We start from the raw sequence: 13,625 nt of genomic DNA on the forward strand, positions 1-13,625 counted from the left end.
TCGCCATGACCGCGACCATGACACCGACGGATGCCGCAGCCGACATCCGTCCGGCGCCCCGCCGTCACAACCCGATCACCTGGGTGCAGCGCGGCGGCCTGACCACGCTGCTGTTCCTGATCCCGACCCTGGTCGTCTTCGGCGTCTTCTCCTGGACGCCGATCGTCGAGGCGGTCGTGATGAGCTTCCAGAAGACGAACCTGGTCACGCCGGCCTCCTTCGTCGGCTGGGACAACTTCGTCGCGGTCTTCCACGATCCGGTGTTCTGGATCGCCATCCGCAACACCGCCTACTTCGCCGGCCTCGCGCTGCTGTTCGGCTATCCGCTGCCGCTGCTGGCGGCGGTGCTGATGAGCGAGTTCAAGCGGATGAAGGGCGTGTACAGCGTGCTGGCCTACCTGCCGGTGGTGATCCCGCCGGTAGTCTCGGTGCTGCTGTGGAAGATCTTCTACGACGCCGGACCGAACGGCGTGTTCAACACGGTCCTCGGCTGGGTCGGCATCCCGCCGCAGCCGTGGATCCAGAGCGCCGCCACGGCCATGCCCTCGCTCGTGCTGGAGGCGACCTGGGCCGCCGCCGGGGGCACCATCATCATCTATCTGGCCGCCCTGACCTCGGTCGCCCCCGAGCTGTACGACGCGGCCGAAGTGGACGGCGCGTCGATCTGGGGCAAGGTCTGGCATGTGACCATGCCGCAGCTGCGCGGCATCCTGTTCATCACCCTGATCCTGCAGGTCATCGCCACCGCGCAGGTGTTCCTGCAGCCGTTCCTGTTCACCGGCGGCGGCCCCGCCAACTCGACCACCACGATCCTGCTGCTGATCTATCAGTACGCGTTCACCAACAGCCTGGGCGTCGGGGTCGGCAAGGCGACCGCGCTGAGCCTCATGCTCGCCGTGTTCCTGGCGGTGCTCTCGATCGTCTACTTCCGGGTCACCCGGAGATGGAGCGACAATTGACGACCTCGATCCCGGCGCAGCTGCAGCGGGCGGATGTCGCCGCGCAGCCGGCCCCCCGTCGCCGGCGCCGTCCGAAGGCGGCGGATGCCGCAGACCGGGGCATCCTGTCGATCGCCGACTGGCGCCGCCCGCACGTGCGCTGGTTCGGCACCGTGCTGAACTGGCTGCTGGGCATCGCCCTGGTCGCGGCGGGCCTGCTGCCCCTGCTGTGGCTGTTGAAGTCGGCGGTCACCCCGACGCAGGAGACGCTGACCCACCCGCTGGCCCTGCTGCCGCAGGACTGGGCCTGGTCGAACATCGCGCGCGCCTGGAACGAAGTGCACATCGGGGACTTCTTCTTCAACACGATCGCGATGGCGGCCGGGTCGTGGGGCGTGCAGCTGCTGGTGGCCACCACCGGCGGATTCGCGCTGTCGGTGCTGAGGCCCCGGTACGGGAAGATCGTCAGCGCGCTGGTGCTGGCGACGCTGTTCATCCCGGCGGTCGTCCTGCTCGTGCCGCTGTACCTGACGATCCTGCACCCGCCGCTGATCGGGCATTCGCTGATCAACACGTTCTGGGCGGTGTGGCTGCCCGCCGGAGCGAGCGCGTTCAACGTGCTGCTGGTGATGCGCTTCTTCGACTCGCTGCCGCGCGAGATCTTCGAGGCCGCGCGCACCGACGGGGCCGGCACGTTCCGGCTGTTCTGGTCGGTCGTGCTGCCGATGTCCAAGCCGATCCTCGGGGTGGTCTCGATCCTGGCGATCAACGCCTCATGGGCCGACTTCCTCTGGCCGAACCTGGTCCTGAACGACATCAGCGTGCAGCCGCTGTCGGTGCGGCTGCCGCAGATCGCGGCATCCACCGACCTGGGCGTCTACCTGGCCGCGCTGACCATCGCCACCCTCATCCCGGTCGCGATCTTCCTCGTCTTCCAGCGTGCGTTCCTGAACTCCGGCGGCATCGGCGGCGCGGTCAAGGGGTGACGGCGTCGGCGCGAGGGCGCGTCGCCGTGCGGCTGCTGGGCATCGCCACCTGCAGCGCCCCGGGAACGACCCAGCAGCGGATGCGGACGGCCTCTCCGAACTCGTCGCCGTCCAGCTCGACCGGCTGCGCCGACTCGACGCCCGCCTCGATCTGCGGGCAGCGCAGGTAGCGGATCGACGTGTCCTTCCGGCGCTCGACGATGCGCCGCCCCGATCGGGTGCGCCGCAGCACGCTGTTGTCCCACCACACCTTGCGCCACACGCCCAGCCAGCCGAACCAGCCGGTGGGCTGGATCATCGCGACATCCAGCAGGCCGTCGGTCATCGAGGCGCCCGGGATGAGCTCGATGCCGGCCGGCAGCGTGCCGCAGTTGGCGAACAGCATGCTCTGCACCTTCGCCGAGTGCAGGCGGTGCCCGTCGCGCTCGTACATCAGTCGGAACGGCTTCGCGTTCGGCAGCGATCGCGCCGCCCCGTCGACGTAGGCCACCCACCCCATGCTCTTCTTCAGCTGCGAGTTGGTGTTCGCGATCATCGCCGCATCCAGCCCCATCCCGCCCATCACCACGAACGCGTGCTCCTCGTGCGTGCCGTCGGGGCGGGTCAGCTGCGCCATCCCCACATCGATGGGGCGCACCTCGCCGTCGAACGTCGCGCGGATCGCGGCATCCGGATCCGCCAGCGGCAGCTCGAGATTGCGGGCCAGCAGGTTGCCGGTGCCGCTGGGCACGATGGTCAGCGGCACGCCGGTGGAGGCCATCGCCTCGGCCACCGCGCGCACGGTGCCGTCGCCGCCGGCCACCAGTACCGCATCGGCCCCGTCGCGCAGCGCCTGGGCCGTGGCCTCCTGCCCGAGGTCCTCCGGCGTGGTGTGGTAGAAGAGCGGATGCCCCCACCCGGCCTTCTTCGACGCCTTCTGCACGCGCGCGCGCAGCTTCTTCTCGTCCACCTTGATCGGGTTGAAGATGAGCGCAGCGCGCCGATCCTGGGCGCGCTGTTCACTCATGGCCTCACGATAGCGGCACCGGGGCCGGCAGAGCCGCTGGCTAGACTTGTCGGATGATCGATCCCGTCATCCTGCGCGAGCATCCCGAGCTGGTCAAGCGTTCCCAGGTCAAGCGGGGCGAGTCGCCGGAGTCGGTCGACGAGGCGCTCGCCGCCGACGCGTCGCGTCGCGCCGCCATCACGGCGTTCGAGCAGCTGCGGGCCGAGCAGAACGCGCACGGCAAGCAGGTTGCGGCCGCGCCGAAGGATGAGAAGGCCGCGCTGGTGGCGCAGGCAAAGGAGCTCAGCGACCAGGTCAAGCGGGCCCAGCAGGCGGTGACGGCGGCCGAGGAGCATGCGCACGAGGTGCTGTCGCGGATCGAGAACATCGTGATCGACGAGGTGCCCGCCGGTGGCGAGGAGAACTTCGTCACGCTGCGCACGCACGGGCAGCGCCGGACGTTCGCGTTCACCCCCCGGGATCACCTGGAGATCGGCGAGAGGCTGGACGCGATCGACATGGAGCGCGGCACGAAGGTGTCGGGCAGCCGCTTCTACTTCCTCAAGGGCGTGGGCGCGCGGCTCGAGTACGCGCTGATGTCGCTCGCGCTGCAGCGGGCGCTGGATGCCGGATTCATCCCGATGATCCCGCCGACCCTGGTGCGGCCAGAGGTGATGGAGGGCACCGGATTCCTGGGCCAGCACTCGGACGAGGTGTACCGGCTCGAGAAGCAGGACCTGTACCTGGTCGGCACCAGCGAGGTGCCGCTGGCCGGGTACCACATGGGCGAGATCCTCGACCTGACGGCCGGGGCCAAGCGCTATGCCGGATGGTCGACGTGCTACCGCAGCGAGGCCGGCTCGTACGGCAAGGACACCCGGGGGATCATCCGGGTGCACCAGTTCAACAAGCTGGAGATGTTCGTCTACACCACGCCTGAGGATGCCGAGGCCGAGCACCTGCGGCTGGTCGGGATGCAGGAGCGGATGCTGCAGGACCTCGGTCTCGCGTACCGGGTGATCGACGTGGCCGCCGGCGACCTCGGGTCGTCCGCGGCGCGCAAGTACGACATCGAGGCGTGGGTGCCGACGCAGGATGCGTACCGCGAGCTGACCTCGACATCCAACTGCACGACGTTCCAGGCGCGGCGGCTGGACGTCCGGTACCGGCCGGACGGCGGCAAGACCCAGCACGTCGCGACGCTGAACGGGACGCTGGCCACGACCCGCTGGATCGTCGCGCTCCTGGAGACCCATCAGCGCGAAGACGGCTCGGTCGTGGTGCCGGAGGTGCTGCGGCCGTACCTCGGCGGGCTCGCAGTGCTGGAGCCGGTGGCGTGACGTCGGCCCGGCTGCCCGCGACCGGCAGCGTCGAGATCGAGGACCAGGCCGAGGCCGCGGACCTGGTCGAGCAGGTCGCGGACCGCGTCGCGACGCGGATGCTGATCGCCCTCGATGTGGACGGGACGGTCATGCTGCAGGACGAGTCGCTGAGCCCGGGGATCGTCGAGGCCGTCGGCGCCGCGCAGGCCGCGGGGCACGAGGTGATGCTCGCGACCGGCCGCAGCTGGGAGGGGACTCACGCGGTCCTGTCCGCGCTCGGCCTGGACCCGGAGTACATCGTGTGCTCGAACGGTGCCGTGATCATGCGCCGGATCGAGGACGGGCCGGCGGGATACGACCGCTACGAGCGGTTCCACACCGAGACGTTCGACCCGGAGCGCGTGCTCCGGCTGCTGCACGAGAGCGTGCCGGATGCGCACTACATGGTGGAGCTGGCCGACGGGCAGCGCCTGTACACCGAGCCGATGGACGACTGGAACCTCCGGCTCGCGCGCCGGGTGTCGTTCGACGAGCTGTGCGCGCAGCCGGTCTCGCGGGTCGTGGTCGTCTCGCCCGACCGCACCGAGCAGGACTTCGTCGAGCTCGTGCATCGGATCGGCCTGAACCAGGTCTCGTATGCGATCGGATGGACGGCGTGGCTGGACATCGCCCCGATGGGCGTCGACAAGGCGAGCGGCCTGGAGCTCGTGCGCGCCTGGCTGGGCATCGACCGGGCGCACACCCTGGTGATCGGCGACGGACGCAACGACCTGGGCATGTTCGCCTGGGCGCTCGAGCACGGAGGGCGCGCGGTGGCGATGGCGCAGGGCCCGCAGGAGGTGCGGGATGCCGCGGGCGAGACCACGCTCTCGGTGCAGGACGGCGGCGTCGCGGCCGTCCTCCGGGCGCTGTAGCCGGCACCCAGCTCGCTGGGCGGGGCCGCGCGCAGCGCGCCCGAGACGAAGGGTCCGTGGCCCCACCGCCCGGTAGACTCGACCAGGTCCGGCGGGCGTGCCCGCCGGGGAGGGTTGTCCGAGCGGCCGATGGACCTGGTCTTGAAAACCAGTGGGCAGCAATGTCCCGTGGGTTCGAATCCCACACCCTCCGCTGTCAGGTCGAGATGGCGACCACGGGAAGATGAGAATGATCCGAGCACACCTGACCATCGACCCGCACTTCACGGTCGGTCCCATCAATCGCCGCCTCTTCGGCTCGTTCGTCGAGCACCTCGGGCGGTGCGTCTACGACGGCATCTACGAGCCGGGGCACGAATCCGCCGATGCGGACGGGTTCCGCACCGACGTCATCGACCTCGTGCGCGAGCTCGGCGTCTCGACCATCCGCTATCCCGGCGGCAACTTCGTCTCGGGGTACCGCTGGGAGGACGGCATCGGACCGCGCGCGGATCGGCCTCGTCGGCTCGATCTGGCGTGGCACTCGACCGAGACGAACGAGATCGGCCTGGACGAGTTCGCGACCTGGTTGACGAAGGTCGATAGCGAGCTCATGTATGCGGTCAACCTCGGCACGCGGGGAGTGCTCGACGCGCTCGACGTCCTGGAGTATGCGAACCTGCGATCGGGCACCGCGTGGTCGGATCGGCGTCGGGCGAACGGGCATCCCGAACCCCACGACATCCGGATGTGGTGCCTGGGCAACGAGATGGACGGTCCGTGGCAGCTCGGCCACAGCAGCGCGGAGGAATACGCGCAGCTGGCGGCGAAGACGGCGCGCGCCATGCGGCAGCTCGACCCCGACCTCGAGCTGGTGGTGTGCGGCAGTTCGGGCGCGCAGATGCCGACGTTCGGCGACTGGGAGCGCACCGTGCTGGAGGGCACGTACGACGAGGTCGACTTCATCTCGTGCCACGCCTACTACGAGCCGTCCGGCGACGACTACGGTAGCTTCCTGGCCTCGGCCGTGGACATGGACCGGTTCATCGACGCCGTGGTCGCGACCGCCGACCACGTGAAGGCGACGCGCAACACCGACAAGACGATCGACATCTCGTTCGACGAGTGGAACGTCTGGTACCAGTCCCGCTTCAACGAGGTCGACAAGATCACGGATGTCGACGAGTGGCCGGTGGCGCCGCGCCTGCTCGAGGACTCGTACTCGGTGCTGGACGCCGTCGTGTTCGGGAACCTCATGATCTCGCTCATCCGGCATGCCGACCGGGTGACCTCGGCAAGTCTCGCGCAGCTGGTGAACGCGATCGCACCGATCATGACCGAGCCCGGTGGGCCGGCCTGGCGACAGACCACGTTCTACCCCTTCTCGCTGACGTCGCGCCTCGCGCGGAGCCAGGCGCTCGAACTCAAGCTGGACAGCCCGGCCTACCGGACGGAGCGCTACGGCGAGGTCTCGCTCGTGGACGCGGTGGCCACGCACGACCCCGCGACCGGCGGCACGACGGTGTTCGCCGTGAACCGGAGCCTGACGGATGCCGTCGCCCTCGAGATCGCCTCACTGGCGCTCGGCGCGGTGAGCCGCGTGGACGCCACCTCGATCTTCGACGACGACATCCACGCCGCCAACACCCTGGACCAGCCCGATCGCGTCATGCCGAAGCCGAACGAATCGGCCGCACTGGTGGACGGCGCCGTGAGCGTGACGCTGCCGCCCTGCTCCTGGACGGTCATCACGATCGACTGAACGACCGACTCGGGCTGGTACGCGCGGCGTCGTCCCGAGTGACGCCTCGCGCCGCCGCCAGCACGGCCGCCTCGGTCCGGCTGGTGACGCCGAGCTTGCGCAGGATCGCCGACACGTGCACGCTCGCGGTCTTCACGCTGATGAAGAGCCGTTTCGCGATCTGGCCGTTGCTCAGCCCCTCGGCGATCAGGTCGAGCACCTGGCGTTCCCGCGGAGTGAGCTCGGCCAGTGCCGCGGACGCGTCGACGTCGGCCGCGGCGGGTGCGAGCCCGGATGCCGCGGCGAATGCGGCGACCTCGCGGCGCAGCGGCTCGTGCTGCAGGTCGTCGGCGTGCTGGGATGCCGCGGCCACGGCGGCTGCGGCATCCGTGCGCCGACCCGCCGCGACGAGCGCCCGCGCCTGCTCGAGGCGGACCACGACGCGGAACGTCGCGGGGACGTCGTCGCCGTCGGCGCAGGCGACGGCCGCCTCCAGCGTGTCGGCTGTCGGCGCCAGGAGGGCGTCGAGGATCTGCGCCCATGCCGCGGGGCGCAGCATCTCGGGGATGTCGGACCATGCGGCGCGCACCCGGTCCACGGTGCCGGGCACCTCGTCGGAGCGGGCGCGCAGCGCGGCGATGATGGCACCGGCCTCGAGCAGGATGCGGACGCGGTGGGCGGTCTGCGGCGCAGTGTCGTCGAGCATCTCGTGCACGACCTCCAGCGCCGCGCGCGGGTCGTCGGCGGCCTGCGCGATCGCCAGGCGCGCCTGGAGAGCGTAGTACCAGACCTGGCGTTCGCTCATCGCCGCGGCATCCAGCGCCGCGCGCTGCTCGCGCAGCAGGGCGGCGGCACGGGCGTGCCGGCCGTGCCAGGCGAGGGCGCGCACGCGCGAGGTGGTCGTGTACATGCGGAACACGGGGAAGGTGCGCAGCTCGAGATCGCGCGCGAGCAGCGCGTCGACCCGGTCGATCTCGCCGAGCTCGAGCAGCGCCTCGACCGTGTTCTGGATCATCAGCGAGCCCGAGGTGCGCTCGATCCCCATTCCGCGGGCCTGCGCCGAGCCCTCTTCGGCGACGGTCACCGCCTCGCGGTACCGCCCGAGCATGGCCAGCATGTCGGAGTAGTTGACCTGGTAGCGCAGCAGCGCGGCGGGGGTGCGGGCGTGTTCCCGGGCGGCGGCGTAGTCGGCGAAGGCGCCGTCCAGGTCGCCGCGGTGCGCGCGCGACGTACCCCGGAGGTTGCGGGCCACTGACATCTGCTCCTCGACACCCGCGCGCACCGCGCAGTCCCAGGCGCGGCTGGCGGCGTCGATCGCGTCGGCGATGTGCCCGGCGACCATCTGCCGGCCCGCGTACTGGCACAGGACGATGGCGCTCAGCTTGTCGTCGTGCACGCGGCCGTCCATGATGTCCAGCGCCTCGGCCAGCAGCTCGGCGGCACCCGGTCGGCCGAGGTTGACCAGATACATCGCCTTGTCGCGCAGCAGCCGGACCTGCAGGGCGGGGTCGATCTCGGTCGTGCCCGCCTCGGTCAGTGCGCCGTCGACGACGGTGAGGGCGCGCTCGCTGTCGCCGGCGTTGCGGAGGATCGAGCCGATCCGCAGCATCAGGGTGATCCGGTCGATGCCCGCCGCGTCTTCGGCGTCGTCGACCTGATCCCACAGCTCCAGGACCAGCCGGCCGAAGCGCGCCGCGGTCGAGAACGCATAGCGCGCCTTGGCGGACCACATCGCGGCGGTCGCGGCCACGAGCGCGCGGCGGCGATCGTGCGCGAGCTGCCAGTGGTGGGCGAGCGCGGCGTGCAGGTCGCGGCGGGGGTCGGCGTCGGCGAGGGCCTGCAGGTGCTCGGCGAAGGCGCGGTGCAGCGCGGCGCGCTCGCCCGGGAGCAGCTCGTCGTGGACGGCCTCGCGCAGCAGGGCGTGGCGGAAGGTGTACCGGTCTTCGTCGACGACCAGGATGCCGGTGCGCATGGCCTCGCGGATGCCGTTGTTCAGTCGCGGCCCGTCCAGGCCGCTCAGCGCGGTCAGCGTCTCGTGCTCGAGCGGGGAATCGGATGCCGCGGCGACGCGGACGACGGCCGCGGCATCCTCACTCAGCTGCTCGTAGCGGGCGAGCAGGAGGTCGCGCAGGGTGTCGGGCAGCGTCGCGGTCGCGCATCGTGACAGCTCTTCGACGAAGAACGGGATGCCCTCGGCGCGCTGGGCGAGGCCGTGCAGGATGTCTTCGTCGTCGGTCGTGGCCAGCGCCGAGACCAGCGCGTGGACGGATGCCGCATCCAGCCGCTCGAGGGTGATGCGTTCGATCAGATGGGCCCGCTCGGCTTCGCCGAGCACGAGCCGGACCGGATCGTTGCGGCCGCTTTCGTCGCTGCGCCAGGCGAGCACGACGAGCAGCCGCCCTCGGGTGACCACGCGCAGCAGGAAGGACAGCAGCGTGAGGGTGCCCCCGTCGGCCCAGTGCAGGTCCTCGATCATCAGGACCAGCGGGCGGGTGTCGGCGAGCGATTCGACGGCGGTGACGAACGCCTCGCGCAGCCGCTCCGGGCTGGTATCGGGGAGCGTGGCCTCGGGGGAGTCGCCGAGCTCGGGCATCAGCAGCCGGAGCGCGGCCCGGCCCGGGCCGGCGGCCTGCATCACGCGGTCGGCGCCGCGCTGGGCGACGAGGTCGCGCAGCAGTCCCAGGATCGCGCCGTAGGCAACCGGCGTCCCGCCCAGGTCGAGGCATCGGCCGGTGGCGATGTCGGCCTGCCCGGCGACCGAGGCGGCGAACTCGCGCAGCAGCCGCGACTTGCCGATGCCGGCCTCGCCCGCCACGACCACCGCGGACGGCTCGCCCGCCGATGCCCGCGCGAACGCGGTCTGCAGGCGGGCGAGCTCGTCGTCGCGGCCGACCATCCGGGCTGCGCTCGACGGGGCATCGGCGGTGAAGGGCATGCTCCCATCGTGCCAGCCACCACCGACACCGGTGCGGCCCAGAAGGGGGCGGACGGTCACCGGGCGGAAGCGGTCTCGCACGGTGCCGGGCGCGGCACCGCCGGCGCGCGTCCCGTGACGATGCGCCGCAGCATCCGCCGCCACCACCCTGCGGGCCGACGGTGGATCTGTTCGGGGTGATCCAGGATGAAGCGGCGGCGCTCGGCGTTGCGGGCGCGCTCCTCGATCTCCTGGGTGATGATCGTGTAGCCGAGTGAGGGGTGCATGGTCATGATTTCTCCTTCGATGCACCTTCTACGCTCGGCGCTAAGGTAGCCCCCTCACATCGGACGGATGCCGTATTCCTGCGCGCGCGTGCCTCAGACGCCGGTGAGCGCGTCGATCGCGGCGCGCACGCGGCGCGGGGCGCGGTGGTGGCCGGCTGTCAGCGCGACGATGGAGTTGGTGCCGGCGGTGTCGCGGACGGGGATGAAGCGGACCTGGCGGCCGTCGTAGGTGTCGTTGGTGGCAGGCGGGCTGTTGACCAGGGAGTACCCGTAGCCGCGGGCCACGAGCGAGAAGATCGTCTGGATGTTGCCGCTGGAATAGCGGATCCGCGGCTCGCCGCCGACCGCCCGCAGCTGCTCGATGAGCCGCTCGATCGTCGGCGGGACGCTGAGCAGGATCGCATCCAGCTCGATGAAGTCGGCGACGTCGACCTCGGTGCGGGCCGCGAGCGGGTGCTCGGCGGGCAGCACCAGATGCAGACGCACGTCTGCGAGGTGGTCCTGCCTCAGGTCGTCATCGGCCTGCTGGCTGTACACGAGGCACAGGTCGAGGCGCCCCATCCGCACCTCCTCCTGGATGTCGTGGGCCGAGCCCTCGACGAACTCGACGGTGACCTGGGGATGCTCGCGGTCGAACCGCGTGATCAGCTCGGGGATGAGCCGGGGCGAGAGGGTGAAGCTGCAGCCGATGCGCAGCGTGCCGGTCAGGGCGGTGACGCTGTCGGCGACGACATCCAGCGCCTCGCCCACCGTGTCGAGCACGCGCCGCGCGTGCGCCGCGAACAGGTAGCCGCGGGGCGTGGGCACGACGCGTTTGGACCGGGTGCGGATGAGAAGGTCGGCCTCGAGGGTGTTCTCCAGCTGGGCGACGGCCATGGACAGCGCCGCCTGGGAGATGTGCTGGGCCTTGGCGGCGGCGGTGACCGAGCCGTGATCGACCACGGCGACGAAGTACTGCAGCTGGCGCAGAGTCACATCGTGCATAAGCATCCTTGATCGAAGCGTTAAGAACAATTGACTTTTCATATCACGGTTCGGCCTCCAGAGTGGACAGTGCTCATCGCAGACGGCGGTGGATCCGTGCCGCGGGCGCGGGAAGGGAGACCAGGATGGCCGAGATCGAACCGGGGCTGCGCGTGATCACCCTCGGCACGGCCGGAGGTCCGCGGTGGTGGGGTTCGGGGCAGCCGATCCTGCGCACCGGAATCGCCACGGCGATCGCCGTGGGCGACGTCTTCTATCTCGTCGACTGCGGTCACGGCGTCGGCCGGCGCCTGAACGAGGCGGGCCTGGGCATGAAGAACCTGCGGGGCATCTTCCTGACGCATCTGCACTCGGATCACACCATCGATCTGGCGAGCCTCGCGGTCTTCGGGCTCTACGAGATGGCGGACCGCACGGACGCGCCGGTCCGGCTGCTGGGCCCGGGCGATCGCGGTGCGCTCCCGCCGGTGTCGCCGCGGGCGACGGTGCCGCCGCGGCCGGTCGCGCCGCACTGCCCGACTCCGGGGACGCGGCAGATGTTCGAGACGCTGATCGCGGCACATGCCACCGATCTGAACGACCGGGTGATGGACGGGCTGCGGCCCAACCCGATGGATCTGTTCGTCGCGGAGGACATCGCGATCCCCGCGGGATCCGGCTACGACCCCACCGACAACCCGACGCCCCGGATGGCGCCGTTCGAGATCTACCGGGACGACTTGGTCACGGTGACCGCCGTGCTCGTCGAGCACCCTCCGATCGCGCCGGCCTTCGCGTTCCGTTTCGACACGGCATCCGGCTCGGTGACGATCTCGGGTGACACCGCTCCGACGGCGAACATGGTCGAGCTGGCGCGCGACACGGATCTGCTGCTGCACGAGGCGATCGACTTCGACTTCGTCGAGGCGATGTATGCCGGGCGGGTCGACGAGGGCTCCCGCGCCTCGCGCGACCATCACTACAAGTCGCACACCTCGGTGCGCGACGCGGCGCGGATCGCGACCGCAGCCGGCGCGCGTCGGCTCGCGCTGCACCACCTCGTGCCGGGGACGGCACCCGCCGCGGTGTGGCAGGCTGCGGCGGACGGCTTCGCGGGCGATTTCATCCTGCCCGACGACCTCGACGTCATCACCGTGCAGCCGGCGCCCGCGCCGGTCTGACGCGACACCACCCCGCCTCTGCCCAACCCCGGGCGACCCGATTGTCGATTCAAGGAGGAATCGTGACCGAATCCATCAAACCCGCCGAGCCACAGCTGGAATCCGCCGACACCCAGACGGTCGTGCAGCAGTCGCTGAACACCCCCGACATGCGCAGGATCCTGTCGTCGAGCTTCATCGGCACGGCGATCGAGTACTACGACTTCATCCTCTATTCGGTGGCGTCGGCCGTGGTGTTCGGCCACGTGTTCTTCACGTCGCTGCCCGAGCCGGTGGCGATCTTCGCGTCGTTCGCGACGCTGGCCGTCGGGTACCTCGTCCGTCCGGTGGGCGGCATCGTGTTCGGGCACTTCGGCGACCGGATCGGCCGGAAGAAGATGCTCGTCCTGTCGATGCTCATGATGGGTGTGGCCAGCACCGCGGTGGGGCTGCTGCCGACGACTGCGCAGATCGGGGTGGCGGCGCCGCTCATCCTCATCTGCTTCCGTCTGATCCAGGGATTCGCGGTCGGCGGCGAGTGGGGCGGGGCGGCGCTGATGGCGCTCGAGCATGCGCCGCAGCGCAAGCGCGGGTTTGCGACGTCGTTCGCGAACGCCGGCGGGCCGGCAGGCGCGATCCTGGCGACGCTGGTCGTCTCGCTGGTCTCGGCGATCACCGGTGAGCAGTTCCTGGTGTGGGGCTGGCGGATCCCGTTCCTGTTGAGCGCGGTGCTGATCGTCATCGGGCTGATCATCCGGTTGCGCGTGACGGAGTCGCCGCTGTTCCGGCGGCTGGAGCAGTCGAGTCAGAAGCGCAAGCTGCCGCTGGTCGAGGTGCTCACGCATCACTGGCGTGCGGTGGTGTGGGCGCTGCTGGCCACCATGAGCTTCTACTGCTGCCAGGGCATCGTGACAGTGTGGGGCGTCGCGGCCTCGGTCGAGGCGGGTGCCGATCGCACTGAAGTGCTGAACTGGAAGGCGATCGGTGCGGTCGTCACGCTCATCATCACGTTCGCGTCCGCGCGGTTGAGCGACCGGATCGGACGTCGGACGGTGCTCATCACCGGCGGGGTGCTCGGGATCGTGGCCGTCTATCCGCTGCTGCTCCTGCTGACCAACGGGACGGTGTGGGGCTTCGCCACCGCCGACATCATCGGCAACGGTGTGATCCAGGGCCTGCTGTACGGGCCGATCGGCGCGTTCATCGCCGAGCAGTTCCCCACACGCGTGCGCTACACCGGTGCATCGCTGGCCTATCAGGGCGCGTCGACGCTTGGTGCGGGATTCACTCCGATGATCGTGAGCGGTCTGCTTCTCGTGGCGGGCGGGTCGCTGTGGGTGGTCGCCCTGTTCTGGGCCGCAGTGCTGGCCGTCGGCATCCTCGCCGTGGCGCGCACCCCGGAGGGCTCACGCCGGGCGCTCACCTGAGTTCGGGCG

11 protein-coding genes and 1 tRNA gene are annotated in these 13,625 nt (G+C 70.4%); 8 read left to right on the plus strand and 4 right to left on the minus strand.

The genetic code is table 11. From position 1 onward, the window contains the following. Positions 1 to 5: 5 nt before the first annotated feature. Positions 6 to 959: a carbohydrate ABC transporter permease gene (locus AC0L6F_RS13250; protein ID WP_473538251.1), complete on the plus strand. Its 954-nt coding sequence runs from the start codon at positions 6 to 8 to the stop codon at positions 957 to 959. Then, positions 956 to 1,924 (plus strand): carbohydrate ABC transporter permease, encoded by a 969-nt coding sequence (locus AC0L6F_RS13255; RefSeq protein ID WP_473538252.1) that lies wholly within the window; start codon positions 956 to 958, stop codon positions 1,922 to 1,924. The genes AC0L6F_RS13250 and AC0L6F_RS13255 overlap by 4 nt, the downstream gene beginning before the upstream one ends. Here the strand turns inward: AC0L6F_RS13255 and AC0L6F_RS13260 are convergent. Next, complete coding sequence (locus tag AC0L6F_RS13260) at positions 1,914 to 2,930, minus strand: diacylglycerol/lipid kinase family protein (RefSeq protein WP_274637025.1); 1,017 nt, start codon at positions 2,928 to 2,930, stop codon at positions 1,914 to 1,916. The genes AC0L6F_RS13255 and AC0L6F_RS13260 overlap by 11 nt on opposite strands. 53 nt (positions 2,931 to 2,983) lie before the next feature. On the opposite strand from AC0L6F_RS13260, the gene serS reads away from it, so the two are divergent. The 4 genes from serS (at position 2,984) to arfA (ending at position 6,886) form a co-directional block, all read left to right on the plus strand. Continuing rightward, the gene (gene serS, locus AC0L6F_RS13265) at positions 2,984 to 4,249 is read left to right on the plus strand and encodes a serine--tRNA ligase (protein WP_473538253.1); all 1,266 of its coding nucleotides are present in this window, start codon (positions 2,984 to 2,986) and stop codon (positions 4,247 to 4,249) included. Next, on the plus strand, positions 4,246 to 5,145 hold the full coding sequence (locus AC0L6F_RS13270; protein ID WP_473538254.1) for an HAD family hydrolase: 900 nt from the start codon (positions 4,246 to 4,248) through the stop codon (positions 5,143 to 5,145). Before serS ends, AC0L6F_RS13270 begins: the two co-directional genes overlap by 4 nt. 108 nt (positions 5,146 to 5,253) lie before the next feature. Then, positions 5,254 to 5,338, plus strand: a tRNA-Ser gene (locus AC0L6F_RS13275). A gap of 36 nt (positions 5,339 to 5,374) precedes the next feature. Next, positions 5,375 to 6,886, plus strand: a complete 1,512-nt coding sequence (arfA, locus tag AC0L6F_RS13280; protein ID WP_473538255.1) for an arabinosylfuranosidase ArfA — start codon at positions 5,375 to 5,377, stop codon at positions 6,884 to 6,886. Here the strand turns inward: arfA and AC0L6F_RS13285 are convergent. The 3 genes from AC0L6F_RS13285 to AC0L6F_RS13295 all read right to left on the minus strand — a co-directional run bounded on the left by AC0L6F_RS13285 (position 6,873) and on the right by AC0L6F_RS13295 (position 11,050). After that, positions 6,873 to 9,800, minus strand: a complete 2,928-nt coding sequence (locus AC0L6F_RS13285) for a helix-turn-helix transcriptional regulator (RefSeq protein WP_473538256.1) — start codon at positions 9,798 to 9,800, stop codon at positions 6,873 to 6,875. The two genes, arfA and AC0L6F_RS13285, sit on opposite strands and share 14 nt — an antisense overlap. Positions 9,801 to 9,856: 56 nt before the next feature. After that, positions 9,857 to 10,072, minus strand: coding sequence for a hypothetical protein (locus AC0L6F_RS13290; protein ID WP_473538258.1), 216 nt, complete (start codon positions 10,070 to 10,072; stop codon positions 9,857 to 9,859). An 87-nt stretch (positions 10,073 to 10,159) separates the two neighbouring features. Beyond that, positions 10,160 to 11,050 (minus strand): LysR family transcriptional regulator, encoded by an 891-nt coding sequence (locus AC0L6F_RS13295; protein WP_274637039.1) that lies wholly within the window; start codon positions 11,048 to 11,050, stop codon positions 10,160 to 10,162. A gap of 125 nt (positions 11,051 to 11,175) precedes the next feature. On the opposite strand from AC0L6F_RS13295, the gene AC0L6F_RS13300 reads away from it, so the two are divergent. After that, positions 11,176 to 12,210 carry an MBL fold metallo-hydrolase gene (locus tag AC0L6F_RS13300; protein ID WP_473538259.1) on the plus strand — a complete coding sequence of 345 codons (1,035 nt, stop codon included), beginning with the start codon at positions 11,176 to 11,178 and terminating at the stop codon, positions 12,208 to 12,210. Positions 12,211 to 12,272: 62 nt separating this feature from the next. Further along, complete coding sequence (locus AC0L6F_RS13305; protein ID WP_274637041.1) at positions 12,273 to 13,616, plus strand: MFS transporter; 1,344 nt, start codon at positions 12,273 to 12,275, stop codon at positions 13,614 to 13,616. Positions 13,617 to 13,625 lie beyond the last annotated feature (9 nt).

The sequence above is a fragment of the Microbacterium sp. G2-16M genome, from assembly GCF_055809115.1.

Excerpts from the sequence above, each read along its gene's own strand:
- AC0L6F_RS13250 (WP_473538251.1), top strand. The coding sequence starts at position 6 with ATGACCGCGACCATGACACCGACGGATGCCGCAGCCGACATCCGTCCG.
- AC0L6F_RS13260 (WP_274637025.1), bottom strand. The coding sequence starts at position 2,930 with ATGAGTGAACAGCGCGCCCAGGATCGGCGCGCTGCGCTCATCTTCAAC.
- serS (WP_473538253.1), top strand. The coding sequence starts at position 2,984 with ATGATCGATCCCGTCATCCTGCGCGAGCATCCCGAGCTGGTCAAGCGT.
- arfA (WP_473538255.1), top strand. The coding sequence starts at position 5,375 with ATGATCCGAGCACACCTGACCATCGACCCGCACTTCACGGTCGGTCCC.
- AC0L6F_RS13285 (WP_473538256.1), bottom strand. The coding sequence starts at position 9,800 with ATGCCCTTCACCGCCGATGCCCCGTCGAGCGCAGCCCGGATGGTCGGC.
- AC0L6F_RS13290 (WP_473538258.1), bottom strand. The coding sequence starts at position 10,072 with ATGACCATGCACCCCTCACTCGGCTACACGATCATCACCCAGGAGATC.
- AC0L6F_RS13295 (WP_274637039.1), bottom strand. The coding sequence starts at position 11,050 with ATGCACGATGTGACTCTGCGCCAGCTGCAGTACTTCGTCGCCGTGGTC.
- AC0L6F_RS13300 (WP_473538259.1), top strand. The coding sequence starts at position 11,176 with ATGGCCGAGATCGAACCGGGGCTGCGCGTGATCACCCTCGGCACGGCC.